Genomic DNA, 21,093 nt, shown 5'->3' with positions numbered 1-21,093 from the left:
CTTGCCGGACGACATCTGTCGCAACCGGTCCAATCAAACTAGTCCGATACGCAGCAGAAGCAAGATGGCGAATGCAGTCGGGAGAATTGTGCAATCGCACAGGCCGCGTTTTGCGATGCACCATCTGATGGCGGGTCCCGATCGGTGCTCTCCGGCACGCAATGCATTCGCGCCAACGCGCGCCGGACAGAGGCGGGACATACTCCTCTATTGACGCCGGGCTCGACGAGTACCATCTTGAACGAACTGAACGCCCCCAAGCTCCGATGAGATTGCGGCCGTGACGTTGATCCTTTGTCATGATGTCCCAGCGTCGCGACCGGCAGAATGGGCGAGGCAAAAGGCACGGTGATGGTGTATGTGACACCATACGTTTGACACCATACCTTTGACGTGAGCTCCGCCCTTTCGTTCGTCTCCGCAGCCTTCAATGGCAAGGAGGAATGAGGGATGGCTGTCGCGCTCGTACTGCTTCTGGTTGCAGTCGCCTCGGTGCTGTTTCACATCTACAGCCCGTGGTGGTGGACGCCGATCGCCTCAAACTGGCGCTACATCGACGACACGATCAATCTGACGTTCTGGATCACCGGTGCGGTTTTCTGCGCGGTCATCGCGTTCATGGCTTACTGCGTGTTCCGCTTCCACCACAAGGAGGGACGGCGGGCCGCCTACAACCCCGAAAACAAGAAGCTCGAATGGTGGCTCAGCATCGTGACGGCAGTCGGCGTCGCCGCCATGTTGGCGCCCGGCCTGGTCGTCTGGCACCAGTTCGTCACCGTTCCCGACGACGCGACCGACGTCGAGGTAGTTGGACAACAGTGGATGTGGAGTTATCGCCTTCCGGGAAAAGACGGCCGGCTCGGCACGTCAGATGCGCGCCTGATCAGTCCCGACAATCCTCTGGGGTTGAATCCCAACGATCCGAACGGACAAGACGACATCGTCGTTCAAAGCGACGATCTGCATCTGCCGGTTGGGAAGCCGGTGAAGGTGTTGCTCCGCTCGATCGACGTTCTGCATGATTTCTACGTGCCCGAGTTCCGGGCCAAGATGGACATGATACCGGGCTCGGTGACCTATTACTGGTTCACGCCCACCCGCACCGGAACGTTCGACGTCCTCTGTGCGGAGCTGTGCGGTACCGCGCACGCGCAGATGCGGAGCAGGGTCGTCGTGCAGGAAGCGAAAGAATATCACGCGTGGCTCGAGAGGCAGCGGACGTTTGCGGAGTTGTCAGGTCAGCACGACGTCGCGAAGGCCGCGTACAGGACTGGTCGCGAATGAACATGCCGACGAGGATCAGCCGGATATGAGGTGAACTCGTCGCTGAGCGGAAGACCAAGGAGGCTATTCCGATGGTCGATATCCCGTTTGATGAGGTTGCAGGCATCCCGCCCGCCGAAGTAGGTGAGGTCGAGCTCTATCACCCGCACAGCTGGTGGACGAGGTACGTCTTTTCGCAAGACGCCAAGGTTATCGCTGTCCAGTACTCGATCACGGCGATGTCGATCGGAATGGTTGCGCTGGTGTTGTCGTGGATGATGCGGCTGCAACTGGGATTTCCCGGCACATTCTCCTTTATCGATGCCAATCAGTACCTTCAGTTCATCACCATGCACGGCATGATCATGGTGATCTACCTGCTCACGGCGTTGTTCCTCGGCGGCTTCGGCAACTACCTCATCCCGCTGATGGTCGGCGCGCGGGACATGGTCTTCCCCTACGTGAACATGCTGAGCTACTGGGTCTACCTGCTCGCCGTGCTGGTGCTGGTCGCGACGTTCTTCGTGCCCGGCGGGCCGACCGGCGCCGGCTGGACGCTTTATCCACCCCAGGCGATTCTCTCCGGTACCCCCGGGCAGGATTGGGGCATCGTTCTCATGCTGGCCTCGCTGATCCTGTTCATCATCGGTTTCACCATGGGCGGGCTCAATTACGTGGTGACGGTGCTGCAGGCCCGCACGCGCGGCATGACGTTGATGCGGATGCCCCTGACGGTGTGGGGCATCTTCACGGCCACCGTGATGGCGCTGTTGGCCTTCCCGGCGCTGTTCGTCGCCTCGGTGATGCTGTTGCTGGACCGTCTCCTGGGAACCAGCTTCTTCATGCCGACGCTGGTCGAGATGGGCCAGCTGACGAAGTATGGCGGCGGCAGCCCGATCCTGTTCCAGCATTTGTTCTGGTTCTTCGGCCACCCCGAAGTCTACATCGTCGCCTTGCCGGCCTTCGGCATCATTTCCGATCTGATCAGCGTCCACGCGCGAAAAAACATCTTCGGCTATCGCATGATGGTTTGGGCGATCGTGGCAATCGGTGCTCTCAGCTTCGTTGTATGGGCGCACCACATGTATGTGAGCGGCATGAACCCGTATTTCGGGTTCTTCTTCGCCACCACGACACTCATCATCGCCATCCCGACTGCGATCAAGGTCTACAACTGGGTGCTGACCCTGTGGCGCGGCGACATCCATCTCACGGTGCCGATGCTGTTCGCGCTCGCATTCATCATCACGTTCGTGAACGGCGGCCTGACCGGACTGTTTCTCGGGAACGTGGTTGTGGACGTTCCGCTGTCGGACACGATGTTCGTTGTCGCGCACTTCCACATGGTGATGGGTATCGCGCCGATCATGGCCGTGTTTGGCGGACTCTATCACTGGTATCCGAAAGTCACCGGACGCATGCTCAATGAGGCGCTTGGACGTTTCCACTTCTGGGTGACGTTCATCGGGGCCTATGCGATCTTCTTCCCGATGCACTATCTGGGCCTGCTCGGGATGCCCCGCCGCTATCACGACATCGGCGAGACAACCTTCGTCCCGGCATCCGCCCACGACCTCAATGCGTTCATGAGCGTGGCGGCGCTGATTGTCGGCTTCGCCCAGCTTGTCTTCCTGTTCAATATCATTTGGAGCCTGTTCAAGGGAAAAGAGGCTGGCAGCAACCCTTGGGGAGCCGCTTCGCTGGAGTGGCAGACACCGGAAACGCCGCCCGGACATGGCAACTGGGGCAAGGACCTCCCGATCGTCTATCGCTGGGCCTACGATTACAGCGTGCCGGGCGCTGCCGGGGATTTTGTGCCGCAGAATGAACCGCCGGCTGGATTGGCGACGCAGGGAGCCCATCCGTGAGTGCCATCATCCTGTTCACTGTTACAATCGCAGCGATCGCGGGATGGTGGCTCTCGCAGCAGCGGCTGGCCGCCAAACCCTGGCTCGAGCAAGGGGTGGACGTCGATCTTCGCGGTGAGCGCGGTTCGTCCGTGCCGACGGCGAAGATCGGACTGGGCGTATTTCTCGCAGTCGTCGGCTCGTTGTTCGCGCTCCTGATCAGCGCCTACTCGATGCGCAACAGCATGGTGGACTGGCGGGAGCTGCCCCTGCCCAGGTTGTTGTGGGTCAATACCGGCGTCCTGGTCATCAGCAGCGTGGCGCTGCAATGGGCGTACATGGCCGCGCGACGCGACGACATTGACGGCCTGATCGTCGGCCTGCTGATCGGCGGAGCATCCGCCGTGACCTTCCTGGCCGGGCAGCTATTGGTCTGGCAGCAGCTGAAGGTCGCCGGCTATTTCGTGGCGTCCAATCCGGCCAATTCCTTCTTCTACCTGATCACCGCGGTGCACGGACTGCATCTGATGGGCGGTCTGGTGGCGCTCGGCAGGACGACCGCCAAGGTGTGGCGTGGCGCGCCGATGATGCAGATGCGCTTGAGCGTGGAGCTCTGCGCCATCTATTGGCATTTCCTGTTGTTGGTCTGGCTGATCTTGCTCGGTCTGATGACGGGCTGGACCGACAATTTGGTCGACATCTGTCGCCAGTTGCTCACCTAGCGAGGGCGGGAAACGATGACGGAAACCACACTTGCAGCCCCCCAGACGTCGCCCGGAACGATACCCGGATTGCGCGGCATCGCCGCCGACTGGGCCTCGGACCAGCGTGCCTTCAAGCACGTGTCCTGGGGGAAGGCCATGATGTGGATCTTCCTTCTGAGCGACACCTTCATCTTCAGCTGCTTCCTGCTGTCGTACATGACGGCGCGAATGTCGACGACCGTGCCGTGGCCCAATCCCAGCGAAGTCTTCGCGCTCAATCTCGGTGGCAAACACATCCCGCTCATCCTGATCGCGATCATGACTTTCATCCTGATCAGCAGCAGCGGTACGATGGCGATGGCCGTCAACTTCGGTTATCGCCGGGATCGCGCCAAAACGGCAGCCTTGATGTTGGCCACCGCGGCATTTGGCGCGACGTTCGTCGGAATGCAGGCCTTCGAATGGACCAAGCTGATCATGGAGGGCGTGCGGCCGTGGGGCAACCCGTGGGGCGCGCCGCAATTTGGCGCATGCTTCTTCATGATCACCGGCTTCCACGGCACCCACGTGACCATCGGTGTGATCTTCCTGATCGCCGTCGCGCGAAAGGTTTGGCGGGGAGACTTCGACGTCGAGCGGCGTGGCTTCTTCACGAGCCGGAGGGGGTATTACGAGATCGTCGAAATCATGGGCCTGTACTGGCACTTCGTCGATCTGGTGTGGGTGTTCATCTTTGCCTTTTTCTATCTCTGGTGAGGTTGGCGCATGACAAACGCAGCGGTACATGTGGAAGGGCAGGCAACGCAACATGCGCTGCACGCGTATGCGCACGACGGAGTCGCATCAGGAGCCACGCACGCCAAGGGCCAGCAGCATCCGATCAAGCTCTATCTCGTGGTCTGGGGATGGCTGTTCGTGCTCAGCACCTGCTCATACCTCGTCGACTTCTTTGGCATCCATGGCCATCTCCGCTGGTCACTGATCCTGCTGTTCATGGTGCTGAAGGCCGGCCTGATCGTTGCCGTGTTCATGCACATGGCCTGGGAGCGGTTGGCGTTGGCCTACGCCATCCTGTTGCCGCCGGTGCTCGTGCTGGTTTTTGTAGGGATCATGGTGTTCGAATCCGACTATACGCATCTGCTTCGGGTCATGTTCTTCGCGCCAGCGAGCTAGAAGCAGGACGGCTGAGAACTCGCCACGTCATCTGGGACTCTGCGAAGAAGGCCTCAACCGACGGCCTTTTGAGTATCGAACTGACGAGGAATCAATCTCGTGCAAATCAATCGTTCAATTCTTCGCCGGAGCTATACCAACATCGGAGACTACGTCGCACTGACGAAGCCGCGCGTCATGTCGCTGGTCGTCTTCACCGCACTGGTCGGTCTCATGGTCGCACCAGGCGGCATCGATCCCGTCACCGGCGTCGTTGCTCTTGCTTGCATAGCTGCGGGAGCGGGCGCCGCAGGTGCACTCAACATGTGGTACGATGCCGACATCGACGCGGTGATGGCCCGGACTGCCATCCGTCCAATTCCCGGTGGCCGTGTATCGCGCTCGGAAGCACTGGTTTTCGGATTGATGCTCGGGACGTGCGCCGTCCTGGCCCTCGGCACTTTGCTGAACATGGCCGCTGCTGCACTCCTTGCCTTCACGATTTTCTTCTACGTCGTCGTCTACACGATGTGGCTCAAACGCCGAACTCCGCAAAATATTGTCATTGGCGGTGCCGCTGGTGCACTCCCTCCCGTGATCGGCTGGGTCGCGGTCACCGGAAACGTCGGGCTCGAGCCGCTCATCCTGTTCTTGATCATCTTCCTTTGGACGCCACCCCACTTCTGGGCATTGTCGCTCAATCTTGCTGGAGAATACGCCCGCGCCGGTGTGCCGATGTTGCCGGTCGTCGCCGGCAAGACCGAAACAAAGCGCCAGATTCTTCTCTATAGCGCGCTTTTGGTTCCGATCTCGCTGCTACCTTATGCACTGGGATTCGCGGGGGGCATCTATGGCGCGGCCGCGGCGATGCTGGGAGCGATCATGATCTTTCTCGCATGGCAAGTACGTCGAAGCCACGACAAGGAAAGGCGGCCTGCTCGTCGCTTGTTCGTGTTTTCGATGCTCTATCTGGTGCTTCTTTTTGGGGTGCTGCTGATGAATGCTGCACCCTACGCCCAGTCCTACTAACGCGACGCATTCGAATCGACAGCCGCAGGGCTTGCTTCGTGCTGTCCCCGGCGAGACCGGGCTTGCCTAGCCGATAAACCGAAACATCTTCGCCGCTGGGGAGTACGCCGTCTGGGCAAATCAGTGGCAGGGGGCTCAGGCTGGCCCGGGTCCGCCACAGCATTCGCCGCGCGTCTGCACCGGAGGGCAGGGGACAGTCCCGTAAGAGCAGAACACGCAGCAATCCCCGGCAAGCGGCTTGAGGCGGGTGCCGCAGCCGCGGCAGTCGTAGAAGAACTGGCAGGCATCGGTCGGCATGGTTTCGGTCGCGGCGAATCCGCAGGCCGGACAGGTCAGGGTCGAGACGAGTTGCATGGGCCGCGGGTCCGTTGGTTAGTCCCTCATGTCATTTCGGCGATTGCACAGGTCAAGGCCCCATCTGGCAGGATTGTGATCGGCGGCCGCCAAAGACGGCTTATCCAGCCGGGATGAAGCCGCAAACTGTCGGGATGATGTGCGAACTGAGCTGAACCGGTCGCGGCCTTGAAAATATCCGTGGTCCGGCCGATCGGGCTGTAACCAAACCGGTCGCCTGAGCGAACCAGACCATAGAAGCGCTGCATGACGACCGCGGAAAACGAGCTCAAGCCACTGATGCTTGCCAGCCAGGATGGCGATGCGGCGGCCCACCGGGCGTTGCTGGAGCGCCTGAGCCGGCATTTGCGTGCCTACTACAAGAGCAAGCTTGCGAGGACCGGCCGCGGCGCGGCGGAGGCGGAGGACCTGGTGCAGGAGGCCGTGTTGGCAATTCACCTCCAGCGACACACCTACGACCCGGCACAGCCATTGACGCCCTGGGTGCACGCGGTCGCGCGCTACAAGCTGATCGATTTCCTGCGTCGCACGCGGGCCTCGCGCGCCGACGTGCCGATCGATGAGGCCGACGACATCACAGCCCATGACGATCATATCGGCGCCGAGAGCAGCTTTGACCTCAGGCGATTGCTCAAGCAATTGCCGGCGAATATGCAGTGCGCGATCGCGGCCGTGAAGCTCGACGGATTGAGCGTCGCCGAAGCGGCGCAGCGGTGCGACATGTCGGAATCCAGTGTGAAGGTCAGCATTCATCGCGGGCTGAAGGCCTTGGCCGCGTTGATCGCCGGGAGGACTGAGCCATGAAGACGGATGACCTCATCGCGGCGCTCAGCAACAATGTCGAGCCGGTCGATCACCGGCTGGTCGGCCGGACCGTCGCTATCGCGCTCGGGCTGGCGCTGATTGCCGCGCTTGGCCTCGTGCTTGCCGGGCTTGGCGTTCGCGCCGACCTGACCACGCCGCGCGCCGTGACCTTCCTCTTTCTGAAGCTCGCATTCGCGCTCGGCATTGTCGGCGCGGCGTCGGTCTATCTGACCCGGCTGGCGCGGCCGGGCGGCGAGCGAAAGATCTCGCTTGGACTGGCCGCACTCCCGTTCGGGGCGATCATGCTGCTTGCCGCCATCAGCCTCGGACAGGCGCCCAGCTCTCATTGGGACAGGATGGTCATGGGAGACCAATGGCTCGAATGCCTCATCTCGGTTCCGATCATCGCGATCGTGCCGTTTGCCGTGGTGATCTGGGCAGTCAGAAAGGCGGCGCCGACCAATCTGGTGCAGGCGGGGGCATTCGGCGGCCTTGTCGCAGGTGGTGTGAGCGCCGTCGCCTATGCACTCCACTGCACCGATGACTCGTTGCCCTTTGTCGGGCTGTGGTACGGCGGCACGATCGTGCTGTGCACACTTGCAGGCGCGGTATTGGGACCGCGATTGCTGCGCTGGTGAGAGGCAGTGATCGGACCTCTCACGTCGGCGTGAGCGTGTAACCGGGGAAACATCGGCTCCGAACTCATGATCAGAAGCGCAAATCAATGCGCTTCAGGAAAATGATGGAGCCGATGATGTCGATCAACAAATGCCTTCTTGCCGTCTCAATCCTCGCGCCGCTGGTGGTGGCGTCGGCAACCGCGCAAGCGGGCCTGACCGCCTCCGACAGGAGATACTTGCCCAATGAGGCCGCAGAAACCGCACCGGCGGCTACGGTTGCCGTGCAACGCGACCCGATGTCTGCATTCGGCTACGATCAGGAAGCGGCGCGCTTGCAGCCGGCGAGCGTCCCGGACGCAGCCCGGACGCCGTGGCGCTATCACGGCGGCCGGAAGTCTCGGTAGGCGAGGCATGCGGGCGCCAGGCCGGGATGAACGATTAACCACCCAATCTCCCGCTGGTGCAGTTGTGAACAGGGTGACCTTTTCAGCACCCGTCCTTTGTGAGACTGTCGCGACATGAATGTTCGCCAATTGTTCAGATTGCTGCTCGCCGTCCTCGTGACGGCAGGCCTGACAATTGCGCCGCTGGCGACGCCCGCGGCGGCCGGATCTGCGCTGACCGGTATGAGCCAGATGGCGGACATGTCGGATATGGCGGCCGATATGCCGTGCTGCCCCGACAAGCAGAAGAGCAATGATTGCCGGGATTGTCCGCTGGTTGCGATCTGCATGTTGAAGGTCCTGCACGCAGGACCATCGACCGTCGGCCTCGCGGTGCGGCCGTCGACGCAGCTGCAATTGCGTCCGCATGACGATCTGGTCGCCGACGGGCTGGTCCGTCCGCCTCCCGACCATCCTCCTCGACATTTAGTCTGACTGGCGCCGCAAGCGCCGGTTGCTGCCGCGCGACCTTCTGGCGCGTGGACGTCGCATGCCGCGCAAGCGGCAGGCCAAATCCAATCGAGGAATGAAACGAAATGACGTCGTTCAATACGTCGCGTGCCGTAGCGGCCGCGCTCATCGGCCTCGCGCTGACTGGCACCGCCACTGTCGCGCTCGCCGACATCAGGGACTACGAATTCCAACTCGTCGACCAGACAGTTCAGGCCGGTCCGGACAAGGTTGTCACCGTGCGGCTGATGAACAGGAAGACCGGCAAGGCCGTGTCTGACGCCGTGATCTTCGCGACGCGGCTCGACATGGCCCCGGACGGCATGCAGGAGATGGCCACCAAGGTCACGCCGATGCCGGGGACCGAACCCGGCACCTATCGGTTCAAAGCGAACTTCGGCATGGCCGGGCGCTGGCAGCTGTCGCTCGGCGCGAAGGTGCAGGGCGAGACCGGCACGCTCGAAAGCAAGCTCGTCGTCACGGCCGGAAAATGAACCGGCTCGCTCTGGCAGGCGTTGCCGCTGCGATCGTTGCAGCGGCAGGCGTCGCATATCTCGGTCGCGGCCTGCCGCCGTGGCCGGGCGCAAATCTTGCCGCCTCAGCCGCGCAAGCGGCGGAAGCCGGCGCGCCGATCTATTTTCGCGATCCGGACGGCAAGCCGTCCTACTCGCTGACGTGGAAGAAGACGTCAGACGGCCGCGACTACCAGCCCGTCGCTGCCGGCGCCGATCTCAGCTTCGACGAGCCGGAGGCGCCGATGGCGATGCCGGCGGACAGCAACGCCACGGCCGCCAAGGGTGGCGCAAGGTCAAATATTATCGCAATCCGATGGGCCTTCCCGACACCTCGCCGGTGCCGAAGAAGGACTCCATGGGGATGGACTACATCGCCGTCTACGACGGCGAGGACAGCGACGACGGCTCGATCACGCTGTCGCCCGGAAAAATCCAGCGCACCGGCGTCAAATCCGAAGCGGCGGAGCTGCGCCGCATCCGCACGCTGGTGCGTGCCCCCGGCACGATCCAACTCGACGAACGGCGGGTCTCCGTCATCGCGATGCGTGCCGAGAGCTATGTGCAGAAGGTCGCCGACATCACGACCGGCAGCCGGGTGACGAAAGGGCAGCCGTTGATGGAGATCTACAGCCCGGCGGTGTCGTCCGCGGCGGCCGAATATGTCGCGACCATGACCTCGAAAGCGATCGCGAATATCGAGCCCTACGGACGCGGCTCCAAGCAGCGGTTGACCAATCTCGACGTTCCCGAGACCGTCATCGCCGAGATGGAGAAAAGCCACACGGTGCCGCTCGCGATCCAGTGGTTGTCGCCGCGTGACGGCATCGTGTTGCAGCGTGCCGCGATCGAGGGCATGCGCGCCCAGCCGGGCGACGTGCTGTTCCGGATCGCCGATGTCTCTGTCGTGTGGGCACTGGCCGATGTCGCCGAGCGCGATCTCGGCAACATCGTGGTCGGGCAGAAGGTCGCGGTGCGGGCCCGCAGCTATCCCGGCCGCGCGTTCATGGGCCAGATCAGCGTGATCTATCCGCAGGTCAACAAGGACACGCGCACCGCGCGGGTGCGGATCGAATTGCAGAATGCCGATCTCGCGCTGCTGCCGGACATGTATGTCGACGCCGAGATCGACATTGGTAGCGCGGCGCCGGTGCTGACGGTGGCTGACAACGCGATCCTCGACACCGGGAGCCGCCAGACCGTGCTGATCGATCGTGGCAACGGGCGGTTCGAGCCGCGCGAGGTCAAGCTCGGGCGGCGCGGCGAGGGCTATGTCGAAATCCGCGACGGGATCGCGGAGGGCGATGCGGTCGTCACGTCGGCGACCTTCCTGATCGATGCCGAAAGCAACCTGAAAGCCGCGATCAAGGGCTTTGCCGAGGCCGGCGCCGCGCAAGCGGCAACGGCCGACGGCCAGATGACGGACGGAGGCCGGCCATGATCGCACGTGTCATCGCCTGGTCGGCGCGCAATTTGCTGCTGGTGCTGTTCGGCACCGGCTTTGCGGCTGCCGCCGGCCTCTACGCGTTGCTGCATCTGCCGCTCGATGCGATCCCCGATCTCTCCGACACCCAGGTCATCGTCTACACCGAGTATCCCGGCCAGGCGCCGCAGGTGATCGAGGACCAGGTCACCTATCCCTTGACCACGGCGATGCTGACGGTGCCGAAGTCGAAGGTCGTGCGCGGCTTCTCGTTCTTCGGCGTCTCCTTCGTCTACGTCATCTTCGAGGACGGCACCGACATCTACTGGGCGCGCTCGCGCGTGCTCGAATTCCTCAACGGCGCGGCGTCGCGGCTGCCGGCCGGAGTCTCGCCGACCATCGGTCCCGATGCGACCGGCGTCGGGTGGGTCTACCAGTATGCCGTGATGTCGAAAGAGTTGAATCTTGCCGACACCCGGACCATCCAGGACTGGAATCTGAAATTCGCGCTCGCGAGAGCGGAAGGCGTCGCCGAGGTTGCGAGCGTCGGCGGCTTCGTCAAGCAGTACAATGTGATCCTCGATCCGCAGCGGATGCGCGACCGCGGCATCACCATGCAGCGGATGCGCGATGCGATCCGCGCCAGCAATGCCGATGTCGGCGGCCGCACCGTCGAGCTCTCCGAGTTCGAATATGTCATTCGCGGCAAGGGCTATCTGAAGGACATCAACGATCTCGGCAACATCGTGCTGAAGACCGACAACGGCACGCCGGTGCTGCTGCGCGACGTCGCTCGCGTCGAGCTCGGCCCCGACGAGCGGCGCGGCATCGCCGAATTGAACGGCGAGGGCGAGGTGGCGAGCGGCATCGTGCTGCAACGCTTCGGCGTCAATGCGCTCGACGTGATCGAGAACGTCAAGAAACGCTTCAAGGAGATCGCGACCAGCCTGCCGAAGTCGGTCGAAATCGTGCCGGTCTATGACCGGTCCAACCTGATCTATGCGGCGATCGACACGCTCAAGCGCACGCTGTTCGAGGAGAGCGTCGTGGTCGCGCTGGTCTGCTTCGTGTTCCTGCTGCACGTCCGCAGCGCGCTGGTCGCGATCCTGATGCTGCCGGTCGGCGTCCTGATGGCGTTCGGCGCGATGAAGCTGCTCGGGATCGGCTCCAACATCATGAGTCTCGGCGGCATCGCGATCGCGATCGGCGCCATGATCGATGCGGCGATCGTGATGATCGAGAACGCGCACAAGCACCTGGAGCGGGCCGAGCCCGGCCGGTCGCGGGTCGCGATCCTGATCGAGGCCGCGGCGGAGGTGGGACCGGCGCTGTTCTTCAGCCTGCTCATCATCACCGTGTCATTCATGCCGATCTTCACGCTGGAGTCGCAGGAGGGGCGGCTGTTCTCACCGCTCGCCTTCACCAAGACGTTTGCGATGGCGGCAGCCGCGCTGCTGTCGGTGACGCTGGTGCCGGCGCTGATGGTGATCTTCGTCCGCGGCAGGATCGTCCCCGAGCACAAGAATCCGATCAATCGCTTCCTGATCTGGATCTACCGTCCGGTCATCAACGGCGTGTTGCGGGCCAAGACGCTGGTGATCCTGCTCGCGCTCGCAGCGGTCGCTGTCACGATCTGGCCGGCTCGGCAGCTCGGCACCGAGTTCATGCCCGACCTCAACGAGGGCACGCTGCTCTACATGCCGACCACGCTGCCGGGAATCTCGGTGACCAAGGCAGCCGAACTGCTGCAGATGCAGGACCGCATCATCCGGAGCTTTCCCGAGGTCGTCTCGGTCTACGGCAAGGCCGGTCGTGCCGCCACCGCGACAGATCCGGCACCGTCGGAGATGTTCGAGACCATCATCAATCTGAAGCCGAAAGAGCAGTGGCGCGCCGGCCTCACGGTCGACGGTCTGATCGCGGAGATGGACAAGGCGCTGCAATTTCCTGGCGTCTCCAATGCCTGGACCATGCCGATCAAGGCGCGCATCGACATGCTGTCGACCGGGATCCGGACGCCGGTCGGCGTCAAGGTGATCGGCCCCGATCTCACCGTGATCGACAAGCTCGCCCGCCAGATCGAGCAGGTCGTGAAGGGCGTGCCCGGCACCTCGTCGGCCTATGCCGAGCGCGGCCTCGGCGGCTACTACCTCGAGATCACGCCGAACCGCGAGGCGTTGTCGCGCTACGGCATCGCGGTGCAGGACGTGCAGGACACGATCGCGACCGCGCTCGGCGGCCAGACTGTGACCACGACGGTCGAGGGGCGCCAGCGCTTCACGGTCAACATGCGCTATCCGCGCGACCTGCGCGACAATCCGGGCGCGATTGCGAGCGACATCCTGGTGCCGATGCCGGCGGGCGGGGTGGTGCCGCTCGGCGAGGTCGCCGACATCACGCCGGCGCGCGGGCCGACCACGATCAGGACCGAGAACGGGCAGCTTGCGACCTACATCTATGTCGATATCCGCGATCGCGATCTCGGCGGCTATGTCGCGGATGCGCAGCGCGCGGTGCAGGCCGCCGTGCAGTTTCCGCCCGGCACCTACGTGGTCTGGAGCGGGCAGTACGAATATCTCGAACGCGCCGCGGCGCGGCTCAAGATCGTGGTGCCGGTGACGCTTCTGATCATTTTCCTGCTGCTTTACCTCAACTTCCGTTCGGTGGCGGAGACCATGATCGTGATGCTGTCGCTGCCATTCGCGCTGGTCGGTGGGCTCTGGCTGATGTGGGCGCTCGGCTTCAACCTGTCGGTTGCGGTCGCGGTCGGCTTCATCGCGCTGGCCGGCGTCGCCGCCGAGACCGGTGTCGTGATGCTGATGTATCTCAACCAGGCGCTGGCCGAGGTCACCGCGCGTCGCGTCGCCGAGGGCCGCACGATCGGTCGCGACGATCTCAACCACGCGATCATCGAGGGCGCGGTCGAGCGGGTGCGGCCAAAGATGATGACGGTGGTTGCCATAATGGCCGGGCTGCTGCCGATCATGTGGAGCACCGGCACCGGTTCCGAGATCATGCAGCGCATCGCGGTACCGATGATCGGTGGTATGATTTCGTCGACCTTGCTGACACTGATCGTGATTCCCGCGATCTTCGCCGTCGTGAAGGGCTTCGCACTTCGCGCGAGGGTGCCGGAAGCGGATATCGTTGCGCCGGTCGTGCGACAGCGTGTAGCAGGGGTTGCGAATTCGTCGGCTGGTTCAAACCGGATTGAATGATACCCTGCGGGGGTATATAGGATGGCGGTTCGCGGCGAACTGATTTGCTGTCGGGGTGCGGGCGAGGCGAGTTCGGGGCGATCACGCAGGTGTTGGTGCGATTGACGAGGTCAGGGCGGGTACGGGCGGGATGTTCCATCATCCTGGCCTATCTGTTTTGCGTCCTCGCGCCCTCCGTCGCGCTAGCGTTCGGGGCGCCGTTTCCCTGCGTGACCGATGAGGTCCAGTCGGCCGCCGCAGTGCAGGTGCATGATACCTCGATGGCGCACACCGATGGCGCCGCGCACGATCATGCCGCCCACGATCATGGCGGCATGCATATGAATCACGCGACCGACAGCGCTGAACCACCTGCCAAGCACAGCCGCGATGGCAAGAACGCGCCGGGGCCGTGCTGCGCGATGATGTGCGTGTCGGCGCTGCCGGCTGAACTTCCGTCCGTCGCTGCTCCCTTGCACCCGATCGCGACCCCTCTCGCCGAGGCTTTTCAGAGCCTGCACAGCGAGGCGCCCGCGCGGCTCTATCGTCCTCCCATCGCCTGATCCTCAGCTGACATCGTGGCTGCGCCGCGCGCTCGCGTGCGCATGCCTGTCATTCATCTGACGATCGGGACAGATCCATGTTTTCGCATTTCGGGGCGAGACTCGCTGCCGTGGCCAACAGGCTTGGCAACCGGCTTGGCCGGCGCGCGCCATCCACATTCGTGTTGCGGATCGCCTCCGCCATCCTCGCGGCCGCACCGCTCGCCGGCTGCATGGCCGACGGCCGGCCGCTTGCCGTCGCAGGCGATCCGGCAAACCCGTCGGCGGGCAGCGCCGGCGTCGGCTACCGCTCGACGATCGCGCCCTACAGCAGCCTGCGTCCGGCGGCGCCGCTGCCCTGGCGCACGCGCAATGACGGTGTGACGCCGCAAACCAAATCTGATCACAATTCGGATCGGTAGGATGGCGCCATGCGACATCTGGCCATCGCGCCGATCCTGCTGCTGACATCCGCGCTCGCGGGATGCGCGTCGTTCTCGTCCGACAGCGGCATGGGCGTCGTCTCTGACGTGACCGAGAAGGCGATCGGCAAGGACGTTGCCTTCGTTCGCGCCAAAGACGAAGCCACGACCGTCGACGCCGCGGTGAAGCGGCTGCTGGCGCGCAACCTGACCGCGGATGCCGCCGTGCAGGTCGCGCTATTGAACAACAAGGGCTTGCAGGCCGCCTATAACGAGCTGGCGCTGGCGGAGACGGATCTCGTCGCCGACAGCCTGCCGCCGAATCCGACCTTCTCGGTCTCCCGCATCACCGGAAACGGCGCCAGCGAGGTCGAGCGGCAGGTGGTCGGCGACATGCTGGCGCTGGCGACGCTGCCGGCCCGCTCCGAGATCGCGCGCGAGCGCTTCCGCCAGGCACAGCTCAAGGCCGCGCTCGCTACCTTGCGGCTCGCTGCCGAGGTGCGGCGTGCCCATGTCGCGGCTGTCGCCGCGAACGAGACGGTCGCGCTGCTGACGGATGCGAAGGCGACTGCCGAACCGACCGCGCAGCTCGCCAAAAAACTTGGCGAGACCGGCGGCATGAACAAGCTCGACCAGGCCCGCGAGCAGGTGTTCTACGCCGAGATCACCGCCGACTTCGCCAGCGCGCGGCAGAACGCGGCGAGTTCGCGCGAGCGGCTCGCGCGTCTGCTTGGGCTCTGGGACGGCGATCTCGGCTTCCGACTCCCCAGCAAGTTGCCATTGCCGCCGAAGCGGCCACTGGAACAGCCGTCGATCGAGGTCGCCGCGGTCGGTCATCGCGTCGATCTGCAGATCGCACGGATGGAGATTGTCGCGCTTGCCAAGGCGCTCGATCTCACCGAGGCGACGCGCTTCGTCACGCTGCTCGATGTCGCCGGCATCGACAGGCGGACGCGCGATCCTGAGGGCCCGCCATTCAGGGAGCGCGGCTTCGACGTCCAGTTCCAGATTCCGATCTTCGACGGCGGCGAGGTACGGGTGCGTCAGGCGGCCGAGACCTACCGGCAGGCGATGAACCGGCTGACCGAGAAGGCGATCAATGTCCGCTCCGAGGCGCGCGACGCCTACCGCGTCTACCGCTCGACCTACGACATTGCGAGCCACTACCAGCGCGAGGTGCTGCCGCTGCGGCAGATCATCACCGAGGAGATGCAGTTGCGCTTCTCCAGCATGCAGGTCGACGTGTTCGCGCTGCTCACCGAAGCGCGGCAGCGGCTCGGCTCGCTGCGCGCGGCGATCGACGCCAAACGCGACTTCTGGCTGGCGCAATCCGACCTGCAGACCGCGATCAACGGCGGCGGCCCGGCGGCCGCGCCATCGACACCATCCGCCATCGCCTCGACCGCGCCTGCGGCCGGCGATCATTGAGAGGAGACGTAGATGTTTTCACGTCGAGGATTTTTGCGGAGCGCGGCGCTGGTCACTGCAAGCGCGGTCAGCGGCCGCGTCCAGGCTGCCTCCATTCCGGAAGCGCCGACCATGGACAGCGCGGTGATGCAGCCGCCGCTGCATCCCTCGAGCGGGCCCGACTACCGGCCTGTGGTGACGCTCAACGGCTGGTCGTTGCCGTGGCGGATGAATGGCGACTGGAAGGAATTCCATCTCGTCGCCGAGCCCGTGGTGCGCGAATTCGCCGACGGCATGAAGGCCAATCTGTGGGGCTATAACGGCCAGGCGCCGGGCCCGACCATCGAGGCGGTCGAAGGCGACAAGGTCCGCATCTTCGTCACCAACAAATTGCCTGAACATACCACCGTGCACTGGCACGGCATGATCGTGCCATCAGGCATGGACGGCGTCGGCGGCCTCAACCAGCCGCACATCAAGCCGGGCAAGACCTTCGTCTACGAGTTCGAGCTGAAGCACAGCGGCACCTTCATGTACCACCCGCATTCCGACGAGATGGTGCAGATGGCGATGGGCATGATGGGCATGTTCATCGTGCACCCGCGCGATCCGGCGTTCCGTCCCGTCGACCGCGACTTCGTCTTCATCATGAGCAGCTACCTCATCGATCCCGGCACTTATCTGCCGAAGGTCAACGAGATGACCGACTTCAACATGTGGACCTGGAACAGCCGCGTCTATCCCGGCATCGATCCGATGCCGATCCGGCTCGGCGACAGGATCCGCGTGCGGATCGGCAATCTGACGATGACCAACCATCCGATCCATGTGCACGGGCACAATTTCGCGGTGACCTGTACCGACGGCGGCTGGGTGCCGCAGAGCGCGCAATATCCGGAGACCACGACCGACGTGCCGGTCGGCGCCGTCAGGGCGTTCGACATGCTCGCCGACAACCCGGGCGACTGGGCGTTCCACTGCCACAAGTCGCACCACACCATGAACGCGATGGGCCACGACGTGCGCAATTTCATCGGCGTGTCGCGTCAGGATCTGGCGAAGGCGGTCGGCAAGCTCGCGCCCGACGCCATGGTGATGGGATCGACCGGCATGGCGATGGGCAACATGGAGATGCCCGCGCCCGACAACACGCTGCCGATGATGACCGGAACGGGGCCGTTCGGGCCGATCGAGATGGGCGGCATGTTCACGGTGATGAAGATCCGCGAGGGGCTCAGCCGCGACGATTACGCCGATCCCGGTCCATACAATTATCCGCCGGGCACCGTCGCCTACGAGGTCGACGCACCCGCCGCCGAACCCGCGCGGCAGCCGCCGGCGACTCCCGAGCGAAAAGCCAAGCCATCGATGAAGGGAATGAAGATGTAGCGGAACGACGTGCCGTCCAACGAAAAGCAAGCAACAAACTCAGAATGGAGAATCCAATGAATCACCGTACCACGATCGGCATCGCGCTCATCGCGTTGTCGATCACCGCGGCGCCGTCGCGCGGTCACGAAAAACACGGCCACCAATCCTATTCGGCCGGCGAGCCCGGCGATCCGAGCAAGCCGTCGCGCACGGTCGAGGTCGAGATGAAGGAGATGGAGTTCACGCCGTTCCGCATCGAGGTCAAGCGCGGCGAACAGATCCGCTTCGTGATCAAGAATGCCGGCACTGAGGATCACGAATTCCTGCTCGCGACCACCGAGGAGAATCTCAGGCATGCCGAAGTGATGAAGAAGCATCCGCATATGGAGCATGACGATCCGAACGGCGTCCGCCTCGCGCCCAAGAAGAGCGCGGAGATCGTCTGGAAGTTCACCAAGACTGGAACATTCGAATATTCGTGCCTGATCCCCGATCACCGCGACTACGGGATGACCGGCCGCGTCATCGTGAAATGAAGCCAGCAACGAGAGAAAGGACGACGACGATGAACAGGATGATCCGGATTGCAGCCGCAGCTGCGCTGGCGCTGACATTGGGCGGCGCTTTCGCGCAGGCCGCAGCCATCAACGGCGAGGTCAAGAAGATCGACGAGGGCGCGGGCAAGATCACGCTCAAGCATGGCCCGGCCAAGAGCCTCGGCATGGACGAGCCGATGACGATGGTCTACCGGGTCAAGGATCCGGCGCTGCTCAAACAGGTCAAGGTCGGCGACAAGGTCAAGTTCGAAGCCCAGGAGGGCGACGGCGGCTACACCGTCACGGCGATCCAGAAGGCGAAGTGAGGCGATACCCGTATCGTCGTCCGCGCGCGATGGGCTGTCGGCTGAGATACGGCCGGCAGCCCCAGCAACCACGGGCAGGGGAATTCGCCTTGCATTTACCTTAAATGATGGCTCCCGGGGAACGTCGGTGGCAGCGGCGCGTTGCTGTGCATCATTCGTGCGCAGAAGGCCCTCTCCATGACAGTCAACGCGGCAATACTGATGGCGGCATTGGTGCTATCGGGAACCGTGTTGGCGCAGAGCTCCGGTCCTTCGGCCGGCTCAGCGGGAGCCGGACAGGCCGCCAACGTCACCACCATGAACACCAGCAAGAAGACCGGCGACAGCGGCCCGCCGATCGCGACGGCCGCGCACCCGGCAAAATCTGGGCAGACCGCTGACGGCAGCACGGTCGGCGCGAGCCGTCCGCAAAAGCCCGACCGGCGCCTCGAGCACTACCCGTAACGATCAGCAATCCTGGGGATCTCGCCGGGCCCGAGCCGGTTCGGGACGCTCCACCCATCCTACTGCTGCGCTGATGCCGGGCACGGTTCTTGCCTGAGTTTGGTGGTGATGTGGTGACGGTCGCGGACGGAGCGCCATGCGATGGGCGCGATCGCGACGGCGCACCCTCACGACATGACGCAAGGCATTCATATGACCGAGCAGATGATCGGCTTTGTCGGCTTCGGAGAGGCCGCGCAATGCTTCGCGGCACACCTCGCAGCCAAAGGGGGTCCCACGCCGCTGGTGTTTTGCGAAGGCAAGACCAATCGTCCGCCTTACTCGGAAGGGTTCCGGCGCATGGCGTCCACATGCGGGGTTGAACTGGTCGACAGCCTGCCCGCGTTGATGGCGCGTGCCGACATTGTGTTCTCCGCGGTCGTCGTCGCCACCGCCGTGCCGGTCGGCGAGGCCATCGCCAGCCTGGTCCGGCCTGGCATGCTGGTGGTCGATCTCAATGCCTCGACGCCCAGGGCCAAGCGGTTGGTCGGTGACGCCGTTGCGGCGAACGGCGGCGCCTTCGTCGATGCCAACCTGATGGGCGCGGTCAGCATCTACGGCGCGGCGGTGCCGTTGTACTGCTCAGGCGATGGCGCCGCGCGCTTCGCCGAATTGTTTGCGCCGTTGGGCTTCACCGTCGAGCTCGCCGGCCTGGAGGCCGGCACCGCCGCGGCGGTGAAGATGCTGCGCAGCGTGGTGACCAAGGGCATGGAGGCGCTGATCGTGGAGGCGCTGACCGCCGCCTCGCTCGCCGGGGTGCGTAGCGAGGCGCTGCGTGGCATTTGCGAACCGATGGATGCGACGCGCTACAGCAAATTCGTCGACATGTGCGTGCGCACCGACGTGCTGCACGCCGAGCGCCGCGCGGTCGAGATGGATGGCGTCGCGGAGGGGCTGCGGGAGATCGGCCTGCAGCCGATCATGACCGAAGCAACCGCCGCGCGGCTCAGGACGTCGGCGAAGCTCGGCCTGCGCGATGATTTCGCGGCGCGCGAGGCCTACAGCGCCGACGACGTGCTCGATGCCTATGTGGCACGGATGGCCGACCTGCCGCAGGTGTAGTCGGCAGGATGGCGCGCAAGGTTCGCAGTTCGTAGGATGGGTAGAGCGAAGCGAAACCCATCAATTCTGTCCGCGCGGTGAGATGATGGGTTTCGCGGAGTTTATCATCGGGCCGCGCTTTGCGCGGACCCGTTGGCCTACACATCCTACGCAGTTAGCCAAAGAAAAGCCGGCGCAGTCATTGTGACTACACCGGCTTGATGTTTGAACGGTTCGCCTGCTCAGTAAATCAGGCCGGTGCCCGGGGGCTTCTCCAGCGCTGCGGCGAGCGAGCGGTATTCGTCGCTGCTGGTGCCGGCGAGCTGGGCGATCCGGTTCAGATGGTACTGCGCCTGGTCGCGGTTGCCCTGTTCGACCTGCCAGAGGCCGTAATACTGCCACGTGCGCACATGGGCCGGGTCGGCCTTGAGCGCGCGCTCGTACCAGATCTGCGAGACCTTGTAGTCGCCGAGCTTGCGATAGGAATAGCCGATCAGGTTGGCGACGTCGGCACGGTCATCCTGGCCGAGCGCCTTCAGCTGCTCGATCGCGGCGGTATAGTCGTGCTTGTCGTAGATCGTCGTATAGGCGGCGCGGTAGCCGGCCAGGAACTTCTGATCGTCGATCGCGGAACTCTTGTCCTTCTTGGCCTTCTTGCCCTTGTTGCCGCTGTCGGAAGCCGGCGGCGAGGGATTGTCGCTGCCCGCGGCGTAGGCCGAGATGACCGGCGCGGCGGCGAGGGTCATCGAGAGCACTGCGAGGCCCAAAAATTTCGTCGTCTTGCTCATTCCTGGTTGCTCCTGATCGTTCCTGATCGTGCTCGGTAATCCTACACCGAAGCCTGATGACTTGAACACCCAAGGGTGCAGAACATTCCCGGCCGAATCCACGATTGCGTGATGTCAGCGCGTGGCCGGCCGCGCCGGCAACATGACCAAGATGTCATTCACATGAATGAATTCCGTCCATGCCCTTCAGAACGGGTTCAGTGCGCGGCCCCTAAGGTCACGTGCATTGATCGGTGAGGCCGACCATCCGGCCGGAGACCTCTCGATCCCGAAGAGGAGGACCACCATGTTGAAGACGATTTCCGCCGCGCTGCTCGCCGTGTCCGTGATCGCAGCGCCCGCGCTCGCCGCCGAAACCGGCAAGACCGCAACCCCCGCG

At 63.8% G+C, this 21,093-nt stretch carries 24 protein-coding genes and 1 pseudogene; 22 read left to right on the top strand and 3 right to left on the bottom strand.

Features of this window, described 5'->3' with window-relative positions; genetic code table 11:
- Window positions 1–450: 450 nt before the first annotated feature.
- The 6 genes from coxB (at window position 451) to H8B02_RS22585 (ending at window position 5,995) form a co-directional block, all read left to right on the top strand.
- Window positions 451–1,284, top strand: coding sequence for a cytochrome c oxidase subunit II (coxB, locus tag H8B02_RS22610; protein WP_229168327.1), 834 nt, complete (start codon window positions 451–453; stop codon window positions 1,282–1,284).
- A 71-nt stretch (window positions 1,285–1,355) separates the two neighbouring features.
- Window positions 1,356–3,131, top strand: coding sequence for a cytochrome c oxidase subunit I (gene ctaD / locus H8B02_RS22605; protein ID WP_229168326.1), 1,776 nt, complete (start codon window positions 1,356–1,358; stop codon window positions 3,129–3,131).
- The gene (locus tag H8B02_RS22600) at window positions 3,128–3,832 is read left to right on the top strand and encodes a cytochrome c oxidase subunit 3 (RefSeq protein WP_229168325.1); all 705 of its coding nucleotides are present in this window, start codon (window positions 3,128–3,130) and stop codon (window positions 3,830–3,832) included. Before ctaD ends, H8B02_RS22600 begins: the two co-directional genes overlap by 4 nt.
- A gap of 15 nt (window positions 3,833–3,847) precedes the next feature.
- Complete coding sequence (locus H8B02_RS22595; RefSeq protein ID WP_229168324.1) at window positions 3,848–4,570, top strand: heme-copper oxidase subunit III family protein; 723 nt, start codon at window positions 3,848–3,850, stop codon at window positions 4,568–4,570.
- Window positions 4,571–4,579: 9 nt separating this feature from the next.
- Window positions 4,580–4,987 carry a cytochrome C oxidase subunit IV family protein gene (locus H8B02_RS22590; protein ID WP_229168323.1) on the top strand — a complete coding sequence of 136 codons (408 nt, stop codon included), beginning with the start codon at window positions 4,580–4,582 and terminating at the stop codon, window positions 4,985–4,987.
- A 99-nt stretch (window positions 4,988–5,086) separates the two neighbouring features.
- Window positions 5,087–5,995 carry a heme o synthase gene (locus H8B02_RS22585; RefSeq protein ID WP_229168322.1) on the top strand — a complete coding sequence of 303 codons (909 nt, stop codon included), beginning with the start codon at window positions 5,087–5,089 and terminating at the stop codon, window positions 5,993–5,995.
- Window positions 5,996–6,130: 135 nt separating this feature from the next.
- Here the strand turns inward: H8B02_RS22585 and H8B02_RS22580 are convergent, their stop codons facing one another.
- On the bottom strand, window positions 6,131–6,349 hold the full coding sequence (locus tag H8B02_RS22580) for a GDCCVxC domain-containing (seleno)protein (RefSeq protein WP_092115117.1): 219 nt from the start codon (window positions 6,347–6,349) through the stop codon (window positions 6,131–6,133).
- 26 nt (window positions 6,350–6,375) lie between these two features.
- Window positions 6,376–6,597, bottom strand: coding sequence for a hypothetical protein (locus H8B02_RS22575; RefSeq protein ID WP_229168321.1), 222 nt, complete (start codon window positions 6,595–6,597; stop codon window positions 6,376–6,378).
- On the opposite strand from H8B02_RS22575, the gene H8B02_RS22570 reads away from it, so the two are divergent.
- The 15 genes and pseudogenes from H8B02_RS22570 (at window position 6,596) to H8B02_RS22500 (ending at window position 19,947) form a co-directional block, all read left to right on the top strand.
- A complete protein-coding gene (locus H8B02_RS22570) occupies window positions 6,596–7,153 on the top strand; it encodes a sigma-70 family RNA polymerase sigma factor (protein WP_229168320.1) in 558 nt (185 codons plus the stop codon). The genes H8B02_RS22575 and H8B02_RS22570 overlap by 2 nt on opposite strands.
- The gene (locus H8B02_RS22565; RefSeq protein WP_229168319.1) at window positions 7,150–7,791 is read left to right on the top strand and encodes an NrsF family protein; all 642 of its coding nucleotides are present in this window, start codon (window positions 7,150–7,152) and stop codon (window positions 7,789–7,791) included. The genes H8B02_RS22570 and H8B02_RS22565 overlap by 4 nt, the downstream gene beginning before the upstream one ends.
- Before the next feature lie 113 nt (window positions 7,792–7,904).
- Window positions 7,905–8,177: a hypothetical protein gene (locus H8B02_RS22560; protein ID WP_229168318.1), complete on the top strand. Its 273-nt coding sequence runs from the start codon at window positions 7,905–7,907 to the stop codon at window positions 8,175–8,177.
- Between the two features lie 114 nt (window positions 8,178–8,291).
- A complete protein-coding gene (locus tag H8B02_RS22555) occupies window positions 8,292–8,651 on the top strand; it encodes a hypothetical protein (protein ID WP_229168317.1) in 360 nt (119 codons plus the stop codon).
- A 101-nt stretch (window positions 8,652–8,752) separates the two neighbouring features.
- Window positions 8,753–9,160, top strand: a complete 408-nt coding sequence (locus H8B02_RS22550; RefSeq protein ID WP_229168316.1) for a FixH family protein — start codon at window positions 8,753–8,755, stop codon at window positions 9,158–9,160.
- Window positions 9,157–10,619, top strand: a pseudogene (locus H8B02_RS22545) (efflux RND transporter periplasmic adaptor subunit). Before H8B02_RS22550 ends, H8B02_RS22545 begins: the two are co-directional and overlap by 4 nt.
- Window positions 10,616–13,819 carry an efflux RND transporter permease subunit gene (locus H8B02_RS22540; RefSeq protein ID WP_229168315.1) on the top strand — a complete coding sequence of 1,068 codons (3,204 nt, stop codon included), beginning with the start codon at window positions 10,616–10,618 and terminating at the stop codon, window positions 13,817–13,819. Before H8B02_RS22545 ends, H8B02_RS22540 begins: the two are co-directional and overlap by 4 nt.
- Before the next feature lie 209 nt (window positions 13,820–14,028).
- Window positions 14,029–14,361, top strand: coding sequence for a hypothetical protein (locus tag H8B02_RS22535; RefSeq protein ID WP_229168314.1), 333 nt, complete (start codon window positions 14,029–14,031; stop codon window positions 14,359–14,361).
- A gap of 110 nt (window positions 14,362–14,471) precedes the next feature.
- Window positions 14,472–14,762, top strand: coding sequence for a hypothetical protein (locus H8B02_RS22530; protein WP_312001135.1), 291 nt, complete (start codon window positions 14,472–14,474; stop codon window positions 14,760–14,762).
- A 9-nt stretch (window positions 14,763–14,771) separates the two neighbouring features.
- Window positions 14,772–16,190: a TolC family protein gene (locus tag H8B02_RS22525; RefSeq protein ID WP_229168312.1), complete on the top strand. Its 1,419-nt coding sequence runs from the start codon at window positions 14,772–14,774 to the stop codon at window positions 16,188–16,190.
- A gap of 12 nt (window positions 16,191–16,202) precedes the next feature.
- A complete protein-coding gene (locus H8B02_RS22520) occupies window positions 16,203–17,558 on the top strand; it encodes a multicopper oxidase family protein (RefSeq protein ID WP_229168311.1) in 1,356 nt (451 codons plus the stop codon).
- Window positions 17,559–17,614: 56 nt separating this feature from the next.
- Window positions 17,615–18,076 carry a cupredoxin domain-containing protein gene (locus H8B02_RS22515; protein ID WP_229168310.1) on the top strand — a complete coding sequence of 154 codons (462 nt, stop codon included), beginning with the start codon at window positions 17,615–17,617 and terminating at the stop codon, window positions 18,074–18,076.
- Window positions 18,077–18,105: 29 nt separating this feature from the next.
- A complete protein-coding gene (locus H8B02_RS22510; RefSeq protein ID WP_229168309.1) occupies window positions 18,106–18,402 on the top strand; it encodes a copper-binding protein in 297 nt (98 codons plus the stop codon).
- 177 nt (window positions 18,403–18,579) lie between these two features.
- Window positions 18,580–18,846, top strand: coding sequence for a hypothetical protein (locus H8B02_RS22505; RefSeq protein WP_229168308.1), 267 nt, complete (start codon window positions 18,580–18,582; stop codon window positions 18,844–18,846).
- A 141-nt stretch (window positions 18,847–18,987) separates the two neighbouring features.
- A complete protein-coding gene (locus tag H8B02_RS22500; protein WP_229168307.1) occupies window positions 18,988–19,947 on the top strand; it encodes an NAD(P)-dependent oxidoreductase in 960 nt (319 codons plus the stop codon).
- Between the two features lie 221 nt (window positions 19,948–20,168).
- Here H8B02_RS22500 and H8B02_RS22495 read toward each other — a convergent pair whose 3' ends face one another.
- Window positions 20,169–20,714: a tetratricopeptide repeat protein gene (locus H8B02_RS22495; protein WP_229168306.1), complete on the bottom strand. Its 546-nt coding sequence runs from the start codon at window positions 20,712–20,714 to the stop codon at window positions 20,169–20,171.
- A gap of 226 nt (window positions 20,715–20,940) precedes the next feature.
- On the opposite strand from H8B02_RS22495, the gene H8B02_RS49035 reads away from it, so the two are divergent.
- On the top strand, window positions 20,941–21,093 hold a 153-nt coding region (locus H8B02_RS49035), incomplete at its 3' end, for a His-rich protein BRANT (protein ID WP_376711700.1).

This window comes from Bradyrhizobium altum (assembly GCF_020889705.1).
Lineage (GTDB): Bacteria > Pseudomonadota > Alphaproteobacteria > Rhizobiales > Xanthobacteraceae > Bradyrhizobium > Bradyrhizobium altum.
The sequence above is the reverse complement of the archived record's forward strand: the minus strand, read 5'-3'. Positions and strand labels throughout refer to the sequence as shown.

Coding starts and splice junctions, on each gene's coding strand:
- coxB (WP_229168327.1), top strand. CDS start 451: ATGGCTGTCGCGCTCGTACTGCTTCTGGTTGCAGTCGCCTCGGTGCTG.
- ctaD (WP_229168326.1), top strand. CDS start 1,356: ATGGTCGATATCCCGTTTGATGAGGTTGCAGGCATCCCGCCCGCCGAA.
- H8B02_RS22595 (WP_229168324.1), top strand. CDS start 3,848: ATGACGGAAACCACACTTGCAGCCCCCCAGACGTCGCCCGGAACGATA.
- H8B02_RS22590 (WP_229168323.1), top strand. CDS start 4,580: ATGACAAACGCAGCGGTACATGTGGAAGGGCAGGCAACGCAACATGCG.
- H8B02_RS22580 (WP_092115117.1), bottom strand. CDS start 6,349: ATGCAACTCGTCTCGACCCTGACCTGTCCGGCCTGCGGATTCGCCGCG.
- H8B02_RS22570 (WP_229168320.1), top strand. CDS start 6,596: ATGACGACCGCGGAAAACGAGCTCAAGCCACTGATGCTTGCCAGCCAG.
- H8B02_RS22575 (WP_229168321.1), bottom strand. CDS start 6,597: ATGCAGCGCTTCTATGGTCTGGTTCGCTCAGGCGACCGGTTTGGTTAC.
- H8B02_RS22565 (WP_229168319.1), top strand. CDS start 7,150: ATGAAGACGGATGACCTCATCGCGGCGCTCAGCAACAATGTCGAGCCG.
- H8B02_RS22560 (WP_229168318.1), top strand. CDS start 7,905: ATGATGTCGATCAACAAATGCCTTCTTGCCGTCTCAATCCTCGCGCCG.
- H8B02_RS22555 (WP_229168317.1), top strand. CDS start 8,292: ATGAATGTTCGCCAATTGTTCAGATTGCTGCTCGCCGTCCTCGTGACG.
- H8B02_RS22550 (WP_229168316.1), top strand. CDS start 8,753: ATGACGTCGTTCAATACGTCGCGTGCCGTAGCGGCCGCGCTCATCGGC.
- H8B02_RS22540 (WP_229168315.1), top strand. CDS start 10,616: ATGATCGCACGTGTCATCGCCTGGTCGGCGCGCAATTTGCTGCTGGTG.
- H8B02_RS22525 (WP_229168312.1), top strand. CDS start 14,772: ATGCGACATCTGGCCATCGCGCCGATCCTGCTGCTGACATCCGCGCTC.
- H8B02_RS22520 (WP_229168311.1), top strand. CDS start 16,203: ATGTTTTCACGTCGAGGATTTTTGCGGAGCGCGGCGCTGGTCACTGCA.
- H8B02_RS22515 (WP_229168310.1), top strand. CDS start 17,615: ATGAATCACCGTACCACGATCGGCATCGCGCTCATCGCGTTGTCGATC.
- H8B02_RS22510 (WP_229168309.1), top strand. CDS start 18,106: ATGAACAGGATGATCCGGATTGCAGCCGCAGCTGCGCTGGCGCTGACA.
- H8B02_RS22505 (WP_229168308.1), top strand. CDS start 18,580: ATGACAGTCAACGCGGCAATACTGATGGCGGCATTGGTGCTATCGGGA.
- H8B02_RS22500 (WP_229168307.1), top strand. CDS start 18,988: ATGGGCGCGATCGCGACGGCGCACCCTCACGACATGACGCAAGGCATT.
- H8B02_RS22495 (WP_229168306.1), bottom strand. CDS start 20,714: ATGAGCAAGACGACGAAATTTTTGGGCCTCGCAGTGCTCTCGATGACC.